Origin of the sequence: Pseudomonas sp. (genome assembly GCF_050739775.1) — a bacterium.
In the GTDB taxonomy this organism is placed as follows: Bacteria; Pseudomonadota; Gammaproteobacteria; order Pseudomonadales; family Pseudomonadaceae; genus Aquipseudomonas.
Window position 1 is genome coordinate 20,732 of sequence record NZ_JBOICA010000016.1, and the last position, 19,860, is coordinate 40,591.

12 protein-coding genes and 1 pseudogene are annotated in these 19,860 nt (G+C 61.6%); 9 read left to right on the top strand and 4 right to left on the bottom strand.

All coding sequences use genetic code 11. From position 1 onward, the window contains the following. Nucleotides 1-6 precede the first annotated feature (6 nt). The gene (locus tag ACRESH_RS10430; RefSeq protein WP_431741912.1) at nucleotides 7-498 is read right to left on the bottom strand and encodes a GNAT family N-acetyltransferase; all 492 of its coding nucleotides are present in this window, start codon (nucleotides 496-498) and stop codon (nucleotides 7-9) included. A 415-nt stretch (nucleotides 499-913) separates the two neighbouring features. Here ACRESH_RS10430 and glgA point away from each other — a divergent pair, with 415 nt between their 5' ends. The 7 genes from glgA to ACRESH_RS10465 all read left to right on the top strand — a co-directional run bounded on the left by glgA (nucleotide 914) and on the right by ACRESH_RS10465 (nucleotide 12,220). Then, the gene (gene glgA, locus ACRESH_RS10435; protein WP_431741913.1) at nucleotides 914-2,473 is read left to right on the top strand and encodes a glycogen synthase GlgA; all 1,560 of its coding nucleotides are present in this window, start codon (nucleotides 914-916) and stop codon (nucleotides 2,471-2,473) included. Nucleotides 2,474-2,643: 170 nt separating this feature from the next. After that, complete coding sequence (gene malQ / locus ACRESH_RS10440) at nucleotides 2,644-4,713, top strand: 4-alpha-glucanotransferase (RefSeq protein ID WP_431741914.1); 2,070 nt, start codon at nucleotides 2,644-2,646, stop codon at nucleotides 4,711-4,713. Next, entirely contained in the window at nucleotides 4,710-7,478 is a 2,769-nt protein-coding gene (locus tag ACRESH_RS10445) for a malto-oligosyltrehalose synthase (protein ID WP_431741915.1), read from the top strand. The genes malQ and ACRESH_RS10445 overlap by 4 nt, the downstream gene beginning before the upstream one ends. Nucleotides 7,479-7,496: 18 nt before the next feature. Beyond that, a complete protein-coding gene (locus ACRESH_RS10450) occupies nucleotides 7,497-7,739 on the top strand; it encodes a DUF2934 domain-containing protein (protein WP_431741916.1) in 243 nt (80 codons plus the stop codon). A gap of 76 nt (nucleotides 7,740-7,815) precedes the next feature. Next, nucleotides 7,816-9,966: a glycogen debranching protein GlgX gene (gene glgX, locus ACRESH_RS10455; RefSeq protein WP_431741917.1), complete on the top strand. Its 2,151-nt coding sequence runs from the start codon at nucleotides 7,816-7,818 to the stop codon at nucleotides 9,964-9,966. A 64-nt stretch (nucleotides 9,967-10,030) separates the two neighbouring features. After that, entirely contained in the window at nucleotides 10,031-10,825 is a 795-nt protein-coding gene (locus ACRESH_RS10460; protein WP_431741918.1) for an endonuclease/exonuclease/phosphatase family protein, read from the top strand. A 312-nt stretch (nucleotides 10,826-11,137) separates the two neighbouring features. Further along, nucleotides 11,138-12,220 (top strand): autotransporter domain-containing protein, encoded by a 1,083-nt coding sequence (locus ACRESH_RS10465; protein WP_431741919.1) that lies wholly within the window; start codon nucleotides 11,138-11,140, stop codon nucleotides 12,218-12,220. A gap of 230 nt (nucleotides 12,221-12,450) precedes the next feature. On the opposite strand, the gene glgB is transcribed toward ACRESH_RS10465, so the two are convergent. The 3 genes and pseudogenes from glgB to ACRESH_RS10480 form a co-directional block, all read right to left on the bottom strand. After that, a complete protein-coding gene (gene glgB, locus ACRESH_RS10470) occupies nucleotides 12,451-14,661 on the bottom strand; it encodes a 1,4-alpha-glucan branching protein GlgB (protein ID WP_431741920.1) in 2,211 nt (736 codons plus the stop codon). Then, nucleotides 14,662-15,043, bottom strand: a pseudogene (locus ACRESH_RS10475) (alpha-amylase); the annotation flags it as partial. Nucleotides 15,044-15,142: 99 nt separating this feature from the next. Next, on the bottom strand, nucleotides 15,143-16,834 hold the full coding sequence (locus ACRESH_RS10480) for an AMP-binding protein (protein WP_431741921.1): 1,692 nt from the start codon (nucleotides 16,832-16,834) through the stop codon (nucleotides 15,143-15,145). Nucleotides 16,835-17,068: 234 nt separating this feature from the next. On the opposite strand from ACRESH_RS10480, the gene ACRESH_RS10485 reads away from it, so the two are divergent. Both ACRESH_RS10485 and ACRESH_RS10490 read left to right on the top strand, forming a co-directional pair. Further along, nucleotides 17,069-18,232 (top strand): isovaleryl-CoA dehydrogenase, encoded by a 1,164-nt coding sequence (locus tag ACRESH_RS10485; RefSeq protein WP_431741922.1) that lies wholly within the window; start codon nucleotides 17,069-17,071, stop codon nucleotides 18,230-18,232. A 19-nt stretch (nucleotides 18,233-18,251) separates the two neighbouring features. Continuing rightward, nucleotides 18,252-19,859, top strand: coding sequence for a carboxyl transferase domain-containing protein (locus ACRESH_RS10490; RefSeq protein ID WP_431741923.1), 1,608 nt, complete (start codon nucleotides 18,252-18,254; stop codon nucleotides 19,857-19,859). The last annotated feature ends 1 nt before the right edge of the window (nucleotide 19,860 follow it).

A 19,860-nucleotide genomic window follows, 5' to 3' on the forward strand; every position in this document is an offset into this window, starting at 1 on the left:
GCTAACTTAGAGCGCCTTGCTCCAGAACTGCATGGCGCCATAGGCCGGGTCGAAGCAGGCGTGCTCGAAACCGAATCCACGGTAGCTACCCTGGGCTGCCAGATTGCCTTCGAGCACTTCCAGCGTCAGTTTGCAGCAGCCGCGCTGGCGGGCGATGTCCTCGACCTTGGCCAGCATCTTGTGACTCAGGCCTTTACCGCGATGCGCGGGCACCACCGAGACGTCATGGATATTCACCAACGGTCGGCAGGCAAAGGTGGAAAATCCTTCGAAACAGTTCACCAGCCCCGCAGGCTGGCCATCGACAAAGGCCAGTACGCTGAAGGCATGGGGGCGCTTAGCCAACTCTTGCGGCAATTGCGCCAGCAGTTGCGGATCAAGCGGTTGACCGCCACCCATGGGGTCGCGGGCATAATGGTCGAGCACCAGGCCAATCGCCTCGGCATGCATCGGGTTGCGGTAACTGGCCTGCAGCACCAGGATCTGTTCGACGTCCATTGTCATCCCCAAATTCTAAAAAAGTACCGCCCGGCGAGCGCCGAGGCAGTCAGGCAATTGTACGGCATGCCCCTGAGCGAAAGTAAAGTGACCACAGGGTCACATTTTCGCGTTTTCTCTCCTACACTGCGTATTCGGCCACGAGATTGTCCAGAAAATACGACTGAAAAAGTCGAACTTTCTGAAATCGCAGTAGGCCAGCAAGTTAGGCGGCCATCGTTTCTGGACATCCAGGCGAGGCCCAACCACCCCATTTCGCTTCACCACGCCGTCGGCTGGATCGCCGCATCGCGCAGCGCTTGCGCGGATGGTTTACCGGCATGGACCGCAAGGTTGCTTCCACACACAGAGAGACGCCTTTAGCAGACATACAACAACGGGTGACCACACCCGCAACATAGGGACGGAGAGAAGTATGATCAGTGCCGCTGTCGAACCGCATGTAGAGCATTTCACCCCGGACAACCGTGCGTCAGTGACCACGGACTTCAGCACGACAGCCAAGGCACCCGGCGCCGGTTCCCGGCACAACCCGAACAAGCGCAAAGTCTTGTTCGTCACTTCGGAAATCGCCGACCTGGTCAAGACCGGCGGCCTGGGCGACGTTTCCGCCGCCCTGCCGCGGGCAATGCGCCATCTGCATGACGTACGGGTATTGATTCCCGGTTACCCGCAGGTACTGGAGAGCGAAAACCCCATTCACCTGGTCGGCGAACTGGGTGGTCATGCGGCACTGCCGCCCTGCAAGATCGGGCGCATGGACCTGGCCGACGGCCTGGTCATCTATGTGCTGATCTGCCCGGAGTTGTATCAACGCGAAGGCACACCCTATGGTGCCAACAACGGTCGTGACTGGCCGGACAATCACATTCGCTTCGCCCGCCTGGGTCTGGCAGCAGCGGAAATCGCCGCAGGCGAAGGCATGGTCCACTGGAAACCCGACCTGGTCCACGCCCATGACTGGCCGGCGGGCCTGGCACCCGCCTACATGCACTGGCGCGGCCTGCAAACCCCAACCCTGTTCACCATTCACAACCTGGCCTACCAAGGCGTGGTCAGCCGTGCCTGCTGTCCGGAACTGGCGATTCCCGCCCATGCCCTGCAACAGGACGGCATGGAGTTCTACGGCAAGCTTTCGTTCCTCAAGGCCGGCCTCGCCTATTCCAGCCATATCACCACGGTCAGCGCCACCTACGCCCGGGAAATCACCACCCCGGCCTTTGGCTGCGGTCTCGATGGTTTTCTCGGCAGCAAAGCCCAACAAGGCCTGCTCAGTGGCATTCCCAACGGCATCGACGAAAGCTGGGACTCGGCCAGCGACCCGCACCTGGCCCACCCCTTCAGCCTCAATGACTGGGACGGCAAGGCGCTCAACAGCCGTCAGGTGCGCGAACTGTTCGAGCTCGAACCCTCCAGTGGACCGCTGTTTGCCGTGGTCTCCCGGCTGGTCTACCAGAAAGGCCTGGACCTGACCCTGGGCGTGGCCGACTATATTGTCAGTCAAGGTGGCCAGATCGCTATCATCGGCCGCGGCGAACCGGAAGAAGAACAGGCCATGCGCGACCTGGCCCTGCGCCATCCCGGCCAGGTCGGCGTGCGCATCGGCTTCAACGAAACCGATGCCCGGCGCATGTTCGCCGGCAGCGATTTCCTGCTGATGCCGTCGCGCTACGAGCCCTGTGGCCTGAGCCAGATGTATGCGCAACGTTTCGGTTCCCTGCCGGTAGCGCGCAACACTGGCGGGCTGGCCGATACCATTGAGAATGGGGTCACCGGTTTTCTGTTCGACGAGTCCACGCTCGACAGCTACCGCGAGGCGCTCGCCCGGGCCTTCTATGTGTACCGCAAAAAGCACCTGCTGGGCGCCATGCGCTGCCTGGCCATGACCCAGCCGTTCAACTGGTGCCAGGCGGTGGAACCCTATGCCCGGTTGTATGAAGAACTGGTCGAGCGGACTCAGGTTGTGGGTCGCTGAGCACGAGGTGGCAAGGATGCTCTTGAGGTCAGCTATTGCGGGCAGTCGCTATCGCTATTGCATCGACGGCGAACGGCAGGTGTGCACAGCCGAACCTGTGGGCCACGATCAACTGGCCCCTTACTGCACCCTGGTCAGCCTGCTACCCTCTCATACGTCGGAGCGTGCCCATGACTGATGCACACCTGCAACAACTGGCGGAACTGGCGGGCATCGCTGTGGACTGGACCGATGCTAACGGCCGGGCACAACGCGTCAGTGATGCTGCCTTGCGCCAGATACTGGATGGGCTTGGCCATCCGGCAGACGACGACCAGCGCATTGCCGCCAGCCAGCAAGCCCTCAAGAGCGCCCATGATGCCCGGCACTTGCCGCCACTGTTTACCGTCGATGTGCAGCAGGCGCTGGACCTGTCTGGCTACTTTCCCGCTGCCAGCCCATGTCGGGTACAACAGGAAGATGGCACAGAGCAGCAGCTGCAACTGAACGCCCAAAGTGAGCTCCCGCCCGGTCTGCCGATTGGCTACCACCAGGTGGAGATCAGCGGACAGCGTTTCACCCTGGCCGTCGCTCCACTGCGATGCTTCAGCCTCAATGACGCCCTGGATACACCGACACCGCGCTGCTGGGGTATCAGTGCTCAACTGTATAGTTTGCGACGTGATGATGATGTCGGCTTCGGCGATTGCCTGGCCCTGGAACAGCTGGCCCGCAGCGCCGCCGAGCGTGGTGCCGATGCCCTGGCCATCAGCCCGTTGCACGCCATGTTCGCCAGCGATACTCGCCGCTACAGCCCCTATTCGCCGTCCAGCCGTTTGTTTCTCAACAGCCTGTATGCCAGTCCCTCGACCCTCCTGGGCGAACGCGTCGTGCGCATGGCCATCGAAACCCTGGGCTTGCAGGACAAACTGCAGCAACTCGAACAACTGCCCTTGATCGACTGGCCCGAGGCTGCAGCAGCCCGCTATCAATTGCTGCACTGCCTCTATGAAGACTTCATCGACGGCGATCATCCATTACGCGTCGATTTCGACAGCTACTGTGAGCAGGCCGGTAATGCCCTGGAGCAACACTGCCGCTTTGAAGCGCTCCTGAACGAAGCCTGGGCCCGCGGACTGAGCCAGGACTGGCGGCAATGGCCGGCTGCCTGGCACGACCCGCACAGCCCCGAGGTGGCAGTCTTTGCCGAGCAACATCGCCAGCAGATCCAGTTTCATGCCTTCTGCCAATGGCTGATCGAACGCAGCCTGCAACGCGCCCAGGACGCCGCCCGCAGCAACGGCATGGGCATTGGCCTGATCGCCGACCTGGCGATTGGTTCCGACGGTGCCGGCAGCCAGGCCTGGAGCCGTCAGGATGAACTGCTGGCTGGGCTCAACGTCGGCGCTCCACCCGATTTACTCAACCGCTCGGGGCAGAACTGGGGCATCTGTGCCTTCTCGCCCGAAGGCTTGCGGCGCAATGGCTACCGCGCCTTCATCGAAATGCTGCGGGCCAATTTCGCCCACGCTGGCGGCCTGCGCATCGACCATGTCATGGGCTTGCAGCGCCTGTGGCTGATTCCTCAGGGAGCGCATGCCTGCGAAGGCGCCTACCTGAACTACCCGCTGGACGATCTGCTGCGCCTGCTGTGCCTGGAGTCAGTGCGTCATCAGGCCATTGTTCTGGGGGAAGACCTGGGCACCGTGCCTGAAGGCCTGCGAGAAAAACTGGCTCAGCGGGCCATTCTGGGCATGCGCGTGCTGCAGTTCGAGCAACACCGGCCCGGCCATTTCAAAGCCATCCTCGATTGGCCCGGTGATGCTCTGGCCACCCCCAGCACCCACGATCTGCCGACCTTGGCCGGTTGGCTACAGGCCCGCGACATCGATTGGAACCAGCGCCTTTCGCTGATCGACGCCATCACCGAACGGCACTGGCGCGACACCCGCCAGCTGGAGCAGCTGGGCCTGCTGCACATCCTGGAACGCAATTACGGCGTGCAAGCCGACAGTGAGAGCGTGATCGACGCTTGCATCCGTTACCTGGGACATACCCGCGCGCCCCTGGTGCTGGTGCCTCTGGAAGACCTGCTGGGCGTCGACGAACAGCCTAACCTGCCCGGCACCATCGACAGTCATCCCAACTGGCGCCGACGCTTCACCCTGCCAGCCTCCGCGCTGCTGGATGATGCCGATGCCACAAGGCGTCTGGAGCTACTGGCCCAAGCCCGAGAGCAGGCCTGGGAGCGCGACCGTTGAAAGCCTTGAATGCCACCCTGCGCCTGCAGTTTCATGCCGGCTTCACTCTGGACGACGCACTACCACTGGTGCCCTACTTCGCGCGCCTGGGCGTCAGCCATCTGTACGCCTCACCACTGCTTAGTGCGCGTCCTGGTTCGCGGCATGGCTATGACGTGCTCGATCCGACCCGGGTCAACCCGGAGCTGGGCGGCGAGGCAGCGCTGATCAGGCTGGTGGCGGCGTTGCGTCTGCATGGTATGGGCCTGATCCTCGACATCGTCGCCACCCACATGGCGGTTGGCAGTGACAACCCCTGGTGGCAGGACCTGCTGACCTGGGGCCGCCGCAGCCGTTATAGCGGTTTTTTCGACATCCAGTGGCACTCCTGCGATCCCTTGCTCGAAGGCCAGTTGCTGCTGCCCTTCCTCGCCAGTGATTACGGAGCCGCATTGCTCGCCGGCGACATCCCGCTGTGTTTCCAGGCGTGCGACGGCAGTTTCCACATCCGCCACCATGAGCAGCGTTTTCCCATCAGCCCGAGCGATTACGGACAGATCCTGTGCCTGAGCGAAAACACTGCGGTGCAAGCCCTAGGCATGCGCTTTGCCGCCTTGCGCAGCGCCACTCAGGCGGCCGACAAGGCGATCCTGTTACAACAGGAACTGATGGCGCTGGCCGGCCAGGCTTCGATCGACAGCCTGCTCGATGCCTTCGACGGACGCACACCGTCAGGATTCCAGCGCCTGCACGACCTGCTCGAACACCAGGCCTATCGCCTGGCCAGCTGGCGTACCGCTGCCGATGACATTAATTGGCGGCGCTTTTTCGATATCAACGAACTGGCCGGCCTGCGGGTCGAGCGCAGCGAGGTGTTCGAAGCCACCCATCAGAAGATCTTCGAGCTGATCCGCGCTGGCCTGGTCGACGGCTTGCGCATCGACCATATCGATGGCCTGGCTGATCCTCGTGGTTACTGCCGCAAGCTGCGGCGGCGCGTTGATGCCCTGCTGGCAGCGCGTCCCCTGAACACGGCGCTGGAACACCTGCCGATCTACGTCGAGAAAATTCTCGGCAGCAACGAGCAGTTGCACCGTGACTGGGGTGTAGATGGCACCACGGGCTATGAGTTCATGAACCAGGTCAGCCTGTTGCAACATGACCCGGGCGGCGAAAGTACCCTCAACGAAGCCTGGAGCCTCCTGAGCGAGCGCCCGGCTTTTGCCGAAGAAGTACGCCTGGCCCGCCAACAGGTGCTCATTACCAGCCTGGCCGGAGATTTCGAATCGGTAGCTCAGGCTCTGTTGCAAGTGGCCCGCGACGACTTGATGAGCCGTGACCTGACCCTGGGCGCAATTCGTCGGGCACTGCAGGCGCTGGTTGAGCATTACCCGGTGTACCGAACCTATCTGCATGCCTGCGGCCGTACCGCCGACGATGCCCCGTTCTTCCAGCAGGCCCTGGCCGCGGCCCAACAAAGCCTGGGCGAAGGCGACTGGCCGGTGCTCGACGCCCTGCAGCGTTGGCTCGGCGGACAACCCTGGCGCAGCCTGCCCCCTGGCCGGCCACGCAAGCACCTGCGCCATGCCTGCATCCGCTTCCAGCAACTGACTGCGCCGACAGCCGCCAAAGCGGTCGAAGACACAGCCTTCTACCGCTCGGCCTTGCTGCTCTCGCGCAATGACGTTGGCTTCGACGCCGAGCGCTTCAGTGCACCGCTCGAGGCCTTTCATCAGGCCTGCGTGCAGCGTCTGCAACAGTTCCCGCACAACCTGCTGTGTACCGCCACCCACGATCACAAGCGTGGCGAAGACAGCCGCGCGCGCCTGGCGGTGTTAAGTGAACGTAGCGGCTGGTTGGTCAGCCGGGTCGAGCACTGGCGTGAACTTGCCGCACCGCTACGCAGTGCGCTCGCCGACGGCATGGCACCGGGGCCGGGTGATGAATGGCTGCTGTACCAGACCTTGTTGGGCAGTTGGCCATTGGACTTGGACGAAGGTGATCCGCTGGCGCTGCAGGCCTATGCCGAACGATTACAACAATGGCAACGCAAGGCCCTGCGTGAAGCCAAGCTGCGCAGCAGCTGGAGCGCGCCGAACGAGGCCTACGAGCAGGCGTGCCTGGCATTCATCGAAGGCCTGCTGCAAGACCCACAAAACCAGCAACTGCGCCATTCCCTGGCCCAGGCAGCGCAGTCCATTGCCTGCGCCGGTGCCCTGAACAGCCTGGGCCAGTGCCTGCTGCGCATGACAGTCCCGGGTGTGCCCGACCTGTACCAGGGCAATGAGTTCTGGGACTTGAGCCTGGTCGATCCGGACAACCGTCGCGCCGTAGATTTTGCCGTGCGCCGCCAGGGACTGGACGCTAGCACCACCACGGCGCAGCTGCTCCAGGATTGGCGCAGTGGCCGAATCAAGCAGGCGCTGATCAGCCAGGTGCTGGAACGCCGCCAGCAGTACCCCGAGCTATTTGCCCAGGGTCACTACCTGCCGCTGCGGGTGCAGGGCAGACATGCCGGGCAGGTGTTGGCCTTCGCCCGGGTCGGTGACGCCGCGCGAGCGATTGTGATCGTGCCTCGCCTGGCCTGTGGCTTGCTTGGTGATACCTCGATTCCCTTGATCCTGGCGCAGAACTGGGACGACACCCGGTTGCTGTTGCCGTTTGCCCTGTCACCTGCCAATTGCTCGGGACTTTTTGCCAGCAGCGTAGTCACAGCCTCTAAGGAGCTGTTACTCAGCGCTGCACTCAAGGAGTTTCCGATCAACCTGTTGATTGATCATGCCTAAGCCCTCAGGAGCGTCGAGATGAGTATCGAAGAAAAGCGTATCCGCGAATTCGCCTACCAGATCTGGGAATCGGAAGGTAAACCCGAGGGCCAGGAGTCCCGTCACTGGGAAATGGCGCGCAAACTCACCGAAGCCGAAGCCCTGGCGCCCAGAGCCACACCGCGCAAGGCCAAAGCCAAACCTGCGGCGCCGGTAGAGCCGCAAAGCAAACCGGCAGCGGCGAAAAAGCCGCGGGCGAGCAAAAAGCCGCCCATTGCATGATCCGTTACATCCCTTGTAGGCGCTGGTATTGCCAGCGCCCACAGGTCTGTCACCCTCTACAAGGAGTCCTATGTACATGCCGAAGAGCGCCGCCGAACCCGTCGTCGAACCCTCGCGCATCCGCGAAGGCCTGCCTTTTCCGCTGGGTGCCACCTGGGACGGTTTGGGGGTCAACTTCGCACTGTTCTCAGCCCACGCCACCAAGGTCGAGCTCTGCCTGTTCGACACCAGCGGCGAGGTTGAACTCGAACGCATCGAACTACCGGAATACACCGACGAAATCTTCCACGGCTACCTGCCCGACGCCCATCCCGGACAGATCTACGGCTACCGGGTGCATGGTCCTTATGAGCCGCAGAACGGCCACCGTTTCAACCCCAACAAACTGCTGATCGATCCTTACGCCAAACAAATGCTGGGCAGCCTGAAGTGGTCTGAAGCCCTGTTCGGCTACACCATTGGCCACCCCGATGGCGACCTCAGCTTCGATGAACGCGACAGCGCCCCGTTCGTACCCAAATGCAAGGTCATCGACCCGGCTTACACCTGGGGCCGCGACCAGCGTGTCGGTGTGCCCTGGGACCGCACCATCCTCTATGAAGCCCATGTACGCGGTATCAGCATGACCCATCCGGCGGTGCCGGAGAGTAACCGCGGCACCTTTGCCGGGCTTATGTGCGACGAACTGCTCAACCACATCAAACAACTGGGTGTGTCATCCATCGAACTGCTGCCGATTCATGCCTTCCTCAACGATCAGCATCTGTTGCAAAAGGGCCTGAACAACTACTGGGGCTACAACAGCATCGCCTTCTTCGCGCCTCATCCACGCTACTTGGCCAACGGCAAGATCACCGAGTTCAAGGAGATGGTCGCGCACCTGCACGATGCTGGCCTGGAGGTGATCCTCGATGTCGTCTATAACCACACCGCCGAGGGCAACGAGCTGGGCCCGACCCTGTCCATGCGTGGTATCGACAACGCCTCCTACTATCGACTGAGGCCTGATGACAAGCGTCTCTACATCAATGATTCGGGCACTGGCAACACCCTGGACCTGAGCCATCCCTGTGTGCTGCAACTGGTCACTGACTCGCTGCGTTACTGGGCCGGCGAGATGCATGTCGACGGCTTTCGCTTCGACCTGGCGACCATCCTTGGCCGTTACCACGAAGGCTTCGACGAGCGTCACAGCTTCCTCGTAGCCTGTCGCCAGGACCCGTTGCTCAGCCAGGTAAAACTGATTGCCGAGCCCTGGGACTGCGGCCCTGGGGGCTATCAGGTGGGCAATTTCGCCCCCGGCTGGGCCGAGTGGAATGACCGCTTTCGCGACACCGTGCGGGCTTTCTGGAAAGGCGACGAAGGCCAGCTGGCCGACTTCGCTGCGCGCATGACCGCCTCGGGCGAGCTGTTCAACCGCCGCGGCCGTCGACCCTACGCCTCGGTGAACTTCATCATCGCCCACGACGGTTTCACCCTGCGCGACCTGGTCTCGTACAACGATAAGCACAACGAAGACAACGACGAAAACAACGAGGACGGCAGCAACAACAATATTTCCTGGAACCACGGTGTTGAAGGTGCCACCGATGATCCCGAGATCAAGGCCCTGCGCCTGCGCCAGATGCGCAACTTCTTCGCCACCCTGCTGCTGGCTCAGGGTACGCCGATGATCGTTGCCGGTGACGAGTTCAGCCGTACCCAGCACGGCAACAACAATGCCTACTGCCAAGACAGTGAGATCGGCTGGGTCAATTGGCAGCTTGATGATGAGGGGGCGGCCTTGCTCAAGTTCGTCAAGCGCCTGACCAAACTGCGCCTGGCCTACCCGGTGCTGCGCCGCTCACGCTTTCTGGTCGGTGACTACAATGAGGCCATCAGGGTCAAGGACGTCACCTGGCTGGCGCCAGACGCCAGCGAGATGACTGTCGAGCAATGGCAAGACCGTCAGGGCCGCTGCCTGGGCATGCTGATGGATGGTCGCGCCCAGACCAGCGGCATCCAGCGCCCGGGCGCAGATGCCACCTTGTTACTGATCGTCAATGCGCATCACGACGACGTAACCTTCACCCTGCCACAGGTACCTGAAGGCGAAAACTGGAACTGCCTGATCGATACCGATCGCCCCCAGTTGCGCAAGGGCGAACGGCATGAGTTCGAAAGCCCGCTCGAGGTGTCGGGGCGCTCGCTGGTGCTGTTGGAGTTGCAACTCGCAGACGACAGTTGAACAGCGGGAACTGACGGCCCCAGGGCCAGTCCCATGGAATAGGCCTAGTTGACCAGGAGCAACCGTGAAACTCGAACCGGACCCCACTCTCCTTGCCGCCAGCCAAGAGGCGCCGGCAGTGCGGCGACTAAAGGTACTGACCGTCAACACCCACAAGGGCTTCACCGCTTTCAACCGCCGCTTTATCCTGCCCGAATTGCGCGAGGCGGTGCGTAGCACCCAGGCCGACATCGTCTTTCTCCAGGAAGTGCTTGGCAGCCACGACCGCCATGCCGCCCGCCACGCCGGTTGGCCGCAAAGCTCGCAGTACGAGTTCCTCGCCGACAATATGTGGACCGACTTCGCCTATGGCCGCAATGCCGTGTATCCCGATGGCCACCATGGCAATGCACTGTTGTCCAAGTACCCGATCATCGAACACCGCAACCTGGACGTCTCGATCACCGGCCCTGAACGGCGCGGTCTGCTCCATTGCGTACTGGATGTGCCCGGCCAGCATCACGTGCACGCCGTCTGCGTACACCTGTCATTGTTGGAAAGCCATCGGCAAAAGCAACTGCTGTTGCTGCGCCGGTTGCTCGACTCGCTGCCCGCCGACGCACCAGTGATCATCGCCGGCGACTTCAATGACTGGAAACTGCACGGCAACCGCACCTTGGGCTTGCACCGGGGCCTGCATGAAGCGTTCGAGCGCCATCACGGCCTACTGGCCCGGACTTATCCTGCACGCTTGCCCTTGTTACGCCTGGACCGTATCTACCTGCGCAACGCCAACAGCCATGCGCCGCGGATACTAGGCAACAAGCCCTGGAGTCATCTATCCGATCATTTGCCACTGGCTGTTGAAGTCCAGCTTTAGCAATGATTCGGCATAGCCGTGATGGCGGAAAGAGCCATCACGACTATGCAATGCAAATAATTGTTTAATTTCAGTAGATTGCCCAATCAAATAGCGTGACAACAGTTATCTCACGCTTTCTTGACGCCCGCCCGCTCCTCTCCTTAGCTTCATGTATGCACCATTGTATGACTCCATTCCGAGCCTCTAGCTCGCGCCTTTCGGCGCGCGGTAGAGACCGGTTTTGCTGGTTTGGGTCGCCCTCTGGTTTTGCCTTACAGCCCGTGACATCAGGCCAGGAACCTTTGGCTGTTACAACAGAGGAGATCCGCCATGAAAAAAACTCTGAACCTTACAGGCTTTGAGTATATTTTCTACGCGGTTTCCACGTCGCTGCTACTGGCAACCCCGTTGGAAACCCATGCGTTGGGCCTGGAGGATAACGACCCGTTCAACACCTTTGTGCAAGCGCAGGTGCAGACCCTGCCGACGTTGTCGCTTACGCCGGTCAGTGCCAGTGGCCTGGGCCTGAACACCCTGAGCGCGTTCTCTGAGCGCCTGGCTGAGCGCAATGCGCCGACAGCCACTGACACCATCGCCAGCCAGTGGGCGCCGTTCTTTCCGGTACCGATAAAAAACGGTGCACCGGCGCCCTCGCGTCTGGAACGGAGCAACCAGAGCCTGCAGATCAGCCCGGACCTGTTCATCCGTGAAACCAGCGGCGGCAATACTCACCGTGCCGGTTTCTTTGTGGGGCACAGCAATCTGCAAAGTGGCTTCAATGGCATGCACAAACCCCAGGTTGGCGATAAAAAATCCAACGTCAGCCTGGAAGGTGAAAGCCTGGGTATGTACTGGAGCATGAGCCACGAGCAGGGCTGGCACGTGGATGCGGTGGCCATGGGCACCCGTTTCGACGTCAACGGCCGCAGCGGAAACGGCCAACGTCTGGATGGCGGCGGCCATGCGCTGACCTTGTCGGTCGAAGGCGGCTTCCCCATCACCCTGGGTGCCAACTGGACGATTGAACCGCAAGCGCAATTGATCAACCAACAGTACTTCCCAGGCAGCCAGACCCAGACCGACACTCAGCAAGCCTTCGACCAACAGCCAAACTGGACCGGACGGGTCGGCGCCAAATTGTCTGCGCGCTACACCGTGCATGGCATGCCCGTCGAGCCCTTTCTGCGTACCAACGTCTGGTACGACTTTTCCAATGAAGATACCGTCAGCCTGGACCAAGTCGACAAGATCAGCAGCGCACGCAACTCCACCACGGTTGAAGTCGGCTTGGGGTTAGTAGCACGGGTTACCCCCAAGGTGGCATTGTTCGTCAGCGCCGACTACAGCAACGATATGGATGACAATGACCTGAACGGGATGATTGGCAATCTGGGGGTCAGGGTCAGGTGGTAAATGCACGGTAGCCAATAGTAAGAGTGGAATCGTTCAAGGCGGCGATAGTGCAGGATCTTTGTGCCATTACGCCGCCAGAACCACTCGCTGCTCAGAACTTGACCTCTCCCCTGCTGCGCTGCGAAACGCGGGGATTCGCTGAGCCCTGCTCCCACTGGTCAATCGCCAGCCGCTTGAGGGTTTCCCATGAACCATAGAATCTCCCACAGCGACAGAGCAATACAGGCCGCTCACCGCGGCCGCAAAATCAACACCCCCAACGGCGGCAGATTCAATCCCAACGACAACGGCTGCCCATGACTGGCCAACGCCTCGCTCAGCACCTCCCCGAGGTTGCCATAGTTGGACCCGGCATACCCCTCGGCATCGCTGTTGAGCACCTCGACCCAGCGCTCACCAAACGGCACACCAATGCGATACCCCTCCCGCGGCACCGGGGTGAAGTTGGCCACTACCAGCAACGGTTCGCCACTGGCACTCCAGCGCAACCAGGCATACACACTGTTGTGCGCGTCATCACCGATCAACCACTGGAAGCCTTGGGGCAGACAGTCCTGTTCGTGCAAGGCGCGCTCATCGCGATAGAGCCGGTTGAGATCACCCACCAGCCGCTGAATCCCCAGGTGCTCTGGATACTTGAGCAAGTACCAGTCCAGTTCACTGTCGTGGTTCCACTCACGCCACTGGCCGAACTCGCAGCCCATGAATAGCAACTTCTTGCCCGGATGGGCCCACATGAAGGTCAGGTAAGCACGCAGGTTGGCAAACTTCTGCCAACGATCCCCCGGCATTTTGTCGATCAGCGAATGCTTGCCATGCACCACTTCATCATGGGAAATCGGCAGGATGAAATGCTCGGAGTACGCATAGATCAAGCCGAAGCTCATTTCGTTGTGGTGGTAGGTGCGATGGATCGGGTCATTCTGGATGTAGTGCAGGGTGTCGTGCATCCAGCCCATGTTCCACTTATAGGCAAAACCAAGTCCGCCCTGTTGGGTTGGCTGGCTGACGCCAGGCCAGGCCGTGGACTCTTCAGCGATCATCAGCGCGCCCGGAGCTTCGAGGGCGACAACGTCGTTGAGGTGGCGCAGAAAGTCGATGGCTTCCAGGTTCTCCCGCCCCCCATGACGGTTCGGCACCCATTCGCCCGCCTTGCGCGAGTAGTCACGGTATAGCATCGAGGCCACAGCATCGACCCGTAGGCCGTCGATATGAAAGTGTTTGAGCCAGTGCAACGCCGAAGCCAGCATGAAGCCATGCACTTCAGTACGCCCGAGGTTGTAGATCAGCGTGTCCCAGTCCTGATGAAAGCCCTCAAGCGGGTTCTCGTACTCATATAACGCCGTGCCGTCGAAACGCGCCAGGCCATGGCTGTCGGTGGGAAAATGCGCGGGTACCCAGTCAAGGATTACGCCGATGTGTGCCTGGTGGCAGGCATCGACGAAGGCGGCGAAGTCTTCAGCCGAGCCATAGCGCGCCGTAGGTGCGAAAAGCGACAGCGGTTGATAGCCCCAGGAACCTCCGAAGGGGTGCTCCATGATCGGCATCAGCTCGATATGGGTGAAGCCCAACTGCTGGATGTAAGGCACCAGGCGTTCGGCCAGTTCGCGCCAGTTATAAAAGCGCGCGACTTCCCCGGTGTCGTCCAGCTCGCATTGCCAGGACCCGGCATGCAGTTCGTAGATCGACAACGGTGCCGTAGTGGCCTGACGCTCCCCACGCAACTGCATCCAGTGCTGATCCTGCCAGTCATGCGCCAGCGGGCCGGCCACCTTTGACGCGGTACTCGGTGGCAGCTCGGTGGCCCGCGCCAGGGGATCGGCTTTGAGCGGCAGGATGCCTTCGCGACCAAGCACTTCGTACTTGTAAGCTTCACCGGCCCGCAGGCGCGGTACAAACAGCTCCCAGACACCTGATGCATGACGCAGGCGCATGGGATGACGACGTCCGTCCCAGTTGTTGAAATCACCGACCACCGACACCCGCCGAGCGTTGGGCGCCCACACCGAAAAACGCACGCCGTCGATGCTCTCGACCTGCACCGGCTGCGCGCCCATGCTGGCGGAAAGATCACGGTGATTGCCCTCGGCAAACAGGTACAGGTCCATGTCACCCAGCAACGGCCCGAAGCTGTAAGGGTCTTCAGTGATCTGCTCACCACTGGCCCACTGGATCCGCAGCACGTAAGGTTGCTGCTCGACCAGATGGACAATGAACAGGCCCGGCACTGACTGCTGCTCCAACTCCCCCAGCAGCCGCCCGTCGTCACGGGCCAGGGCTTGCACACTCAGGGCATTGGGCAAATAGGCGCGGACAAACTGGCCACCGGCACCATCAGGGTGTGGACCAAGCACAGCGAACGGATCAGCATGTTCGGCCCTGACCAGCGCCTCGACATCACGTTGATCCAGCCCGCCTTCCTCGCGCTTGCGTTGTTTCATTCAGGTTTCTCCCCAGGTACTTGTCAGGCCATGCAGGCCATGCAAAGGCACGGCCAGCCAACTTGGGCGGTTTTCGGCTTCATACAGAATTTCGTAGGCCGCCTTTTCCAGGCTGAACAGTTCCAGTGCCGCACGCTCGCCGTCGGCATGTTCCCAGGCATGGGGCATGGCCGCAGTGGCCAACCCATAGGCCTCGACAAAGGCATGCCGGGCCTGGTGCAGATAACGCCTGGCGACTCGCTGACGGGCCTGGCGGGCACTGTCCGAGAGGTCGACACTGGAGGCACTGCGCAGCACCATGGCAGCAGCATAGTCGAAGGATCGCAGGACGCCGCTGTCATCCTTGCAGGAGACTATGCTGGGCACGGCGCTCGTCCAGTGGCGGTCGATGCACGTGTCCTTATCGGCGAGCCAGCGGCCTCTTGTTAGAAGAGCCGCCGATGAAAGCGAAAGCATAGCCAGCATCGCGGGGCAAACCCGCTCACACTGTGGGCTTGACCCGCGATGAAGCCAGCTCTTCGATACTGATCTCACGCATCCTGAACTTCTGCACCTTGCCAGTCACCGTCATCGGAAACTCATCGACAAAGCGGAAGTGGCGCGGGGTCTTGAAGTGGGCAATACGGCTCTTGCACCACTGCTGCAGTTCGGCCTCGCTGGCGCTGTGGCCGGGATGGAACTTGATCCAGGCGACAATCTCCTCGCCATAGCGCTCATCAGGAATACCGATCACCTGCACATCGGCCACTGCCGGGTGAGTGAAGAAGAACTCCTCCAGCTCGCGCGGATAGATGTTCTCACCGCCACGAATGATCATGTCTTTGTTGCGCCCGGCGATGCACACGTAACCCGCCTCATCCATGGTCGCCAGATCACCGGTGTGCATCCAGCCGGCCGGGTCGACGGACTCGTGGGTGGCCTCAGGGTTGCCCCAATAGCCGAGCATCACACTGTAGCCGCGGGTACACAGTTCGCCCATCTGCCCGCGTGGGACGATACAGCCCTGCTCGTCGACGATCTTGCTCTCCAACTGCGGCTGAGTGCGCCCCACCGTGGTGACACGCAGTTCCAGATCGTCTTCAGGCCCGGTTTGCAGGGACACCGGGCTGGTTTCGGTCATGCCATAGGCAATCTGCACCTCGCTCATGTGCATCTGGTCGATTGCCCGGCGCATCACCTCGATCGGGCAGGTGGCGCCGGCCATGATCCCGGTGCGCAAGCTCGAAAGGTCAAAGTCGCCACGTTGGGGATGGTCGAGCATGGCGATGAACATGGTCGGCACGCCATAGAGTGCGGTGGCCTGTTCTTCAGCGACCGTGCCCAGGGTGAGCAAGGGGTCGAAGGCATCATTGGGGTAGATCATGGTGCTGCCATGGGTCACGCAGCCCAGGTTCCCCATGACCATGCCGAAGCAGTGGTACAACGGCACCGGGATCACCATGCGGTCCTGCTCGCTCAGGCCCAGGCTTTCGCCGACCATGTAGCCGTTGTTGAGGATGTTGTAATGACTGAGGGTCGCGCCCTTGGGGAAGCCGGTGGTGCCGGAGGTGTACTGGATGTTCACCGGCTGGTCGAACTGCAGGCTCTGCTGGCGGGCCTGGTAGTCAGCCGGTGTGGTCTGCTCTACCAGCGTCGTCAACTGTGCCCAGGGCAGGAAGCCCGCGGGTGGCGTGGCATCCAGACTGATCAACCCGCGCAGGTCCGGCAGCCGTTCACTGTTCAATTGCCCAGGTTGCTGGTCGCCCAATGCAGGCAGCAGTTCAGCGAGCATGCCGTGGTAATCAGAGGTTTTGAACGCCCCGGCGCAGATCAGCCACTGGCAACCTGACTGTTTGAGCACATACTCAAGCTCGCTGGTGCGATAGGCCGGGTTGATGTTGACCAGGATCACGCCGATCTTGGCGCTGGCGAACTGGGCAATGCACCACTGTGCGCAGTTGGGTGCCCAGATGCCCAAACGATCACCGCTCTTCAGGCCCAGGGCCATCAGCGCCCGGGCGTGGCGGTCCACGCTGTCAGCCAGTTGTTGCCAGCTGTAGCGCAGCTGCTGGTGGCGCACCACCAGGGCTTCGCGCTCGGCGAAGCGTGACACCGTTTTGTCGAACGCCTGGCCAATGGTCATGGCCAGCAAGGGCTTGTCCTGGCGCCCCTGGGTATAGCTCGGTTGATTCATGGCGATCCCTTGTTGTGGTTGTTCTGGGAGCTGATTCAAACGGGTCTAACTGTGGCGCATATTTACGTTAACGTAAAGGTCATGGCGAGATTGACAGTAGCACGGCTCAGGTTTACGTTAACGTAAAGGTGATCACTGATCGCGGGGCAAGCCCGCTCCCACAGTGTATGCAGTGCCTGTGTGAGCGGGCTTGCCCGCGATGAACTCCAACAATAAACAACAGAAGGTGCCCGCATGCATTATCCGACCCTGAACTTCGCCCTGGGCGAAACCATCGACATGCTGCGCGACCAGGTGCAGTCCTTCGTTGCTGCAGAGCTGGCGCCACGCGCCGCGCAGATCGACCAGGACAACCTGTTCCCCGCCGATATGTGGCGCAAGTTTGGTGACATGGGCCTGCTTGGCATCACCGTCAGTGAAGAATACGGCGGCGCCGGCCTGGGCTACCTGGCCCATGTGGTAGCCATGGAAGAGATCAGCCGCGGCTCGGCCTCGGTCGCCCTCTCCTACGGCGCCCACTCCAACCTCTGCGTCAACCAGATCAACCGCAACGGCAACGCCGAGCAGAAAGCCAAATACCTGCCCAAGCTGATCAGCGGCGAACACATCGGCGCCCTGGCCATGAGCGAGCCCAACGCCGGTTCCGACGTAGTGTCGATGAAGCTGCGCGCCGAACAACGCGGAGACCATTACGTCCTCAACGGCAGCAAGACCTGGATCACCAACGGCCCCGACGCCAACACCTATGTGATCTACGCCAAGACCGACCTGGACAAAGGCCCCCACGGCATCACCGCTTTTATCGTCGAGCGTGACTGGAAAGGCTTCAGCCGCAGCAACAAGTTCGACAAGCTGGGCATGCGTGGCTCAAACACCTGCGAACTGTTCTTCGACAACGTCGAAGTACCCAAGGAGAACATCCTCGGCGTGCTCAATGGTGGCGTGAAGGTGCTGATGAGCGGCCTGGACTACGAGCGCGTAGTGCTCTCCGGCGGCCCGACCGGGATCATGCAGGCCTGCATGGACCTGGTAGTGCCCTACATTCATGACCGCAAGCAGTTCGGGCAAAGCATCGGTGAGTTCCAGCTGATCCAGGGCAAGATCGCCGATATGTACACCCAGCTCAACGCCAGCCGCGCCTACCTGTATGCCGTGGCCCAGGCCTGCGATCGCGCCGAGACCACCCGCAAGGACGCCGCAGGGGTGATCCTCTACACCGCCGAACGTGCGACCCAGATGGCTCTCGAAGCTATCCAGATCCTCGGTGGCAACGGCTATATCAATGAGTTCCCGGCCGGTCGCCTGCTGCGCGACGCCAAGCTTTACGAAATCGGCGCCGGCACCAGCGAAATTCGCCGGATGCTGATCGGGCGCGAACTGTTCAACGAAACCCGCTGAGCACAAGGACAACGCGCCCATGGCTACCCTGCACACCCAGATCAACCCGCGTTCGGCCGAGTTCGCCGCCAACAGCGCGGCCATGCTCGAACAGGTCCAGGCCCTGCGTACCTTGTTGGCCAAGGTCCATCAGGGCGGCGGCCACAAGGCCCAGGAGCGGCACACCTCGCGGGGCAAGTTGCTGCCGCGCGAGCGCATCGACCGCCTGCTCGACCCCGGCTCGCCGTTCCTGGAAATTGGCCAACTGGCTGCTCATGAGGTTTACGGCGAAGACGTCCCGGCCGCTGGCGTGATCGCCGGTATCGGCCGGGTCGAAGGCGTCGAATGCATGATCGTGGCCAACGACGCCACGGTCAAAGGCGGCTCCTACTACCCGCTGACGGTGAAAAAACACTTGCGCGCCCAGGCCATCGCCCTGCAGAACCGCCTGCCCTGCCTGTACCTGGTGGACTCCGGCGGCGCCAACCTGCCGCGTCAGGATGAGGTGTTCCCGGACCGCGAGCACTTTGGGCGGATTTTCTTCAACCAGGCCAATATGAGCGCCTTAGGCATCCCGCAGATCGCTGTGGTCATGGGCTCGTGTACGGCGGGCGGCGCGTATGTGCCGGCCATGGCCGACGAGGCGATCATGGTCCGTCAGCAGGCGACCATTTTTCTCGCAGGGCCGCCGCTGGTCAAAGCGGCCACCGGTGAAGTGGTCAGCGCTGAAGACCTCGGTGGCGCCGATGTGCATTGCAAGACCAGTGGCGTTGCCGACCACTATGCCGACAACGACGAGCATGCCTTGGCCATCGCCCGGCGCTGCGTGGCCAACCTCAACTGGCACAAGCTGGGCAAACTTACCCAGCAAGCACCGATTGCGCCGCTGTACGACGCTCAGGAGCTGTACGGCGTGGTACCGGCCGACGCCAAGCAGCCGTTCGATGTGCGTGAAGTGATTGCCCGCCTGGTGGACGGCTCGGTGTTCGACGAGTTCAAGGCACTGTTCGGCACTACCCTGGTGTGTGGCTTTGCCCACCTGCACGGCTATCCGGTGGCGATCCTGGCCAACAACGGCATTCTGTTCGCCGAGGCTGCGCAAAAAGGCGCGCACTTCATTGAGCTGGCCTGCCAGCGTGGCATTCCGCTGTTGTTCCTGCAGAACATCACAGGCTTCATGGTCGGCCAGAAATACGAAGCCGGCGGTATCGCCAAGCATGGTGCCAAGCTGGTGACCGCGGTGGCCTGCGCCCAGGTGCCAAAATTCACCGTGATCATCGGCGGCAGTTTCGGTGCTGGCAACTACGGCATGTGCGGTCGCGCCTACGACCCGCGTTTCCTGTGGATGTGGCCGAACGCACGCATCGGCGTGATGGGCGCCGAACAGGCCGCCGGCGTGCTGGCCCAGGTCAAGCGCGAACAGAGCGAGCGCAGTGGCCATCCGTTCAGCGCCGAGGACGAAGCCCGGCTCAAGCAGCCGATCCTCGACCAGTACGAACACCAGGGCCACCCCTACTACTCCAGCGCCCGCTTGTGGGACGACGGCGTCATTGACCCGGCGCAAACCCGCGAGATTCTTGGCCTGGCACTGTCCGCAGCCCTCAACGCAGCGATCGAACAAAGCCGTTTCGGCATTTTCCGGATGTGAC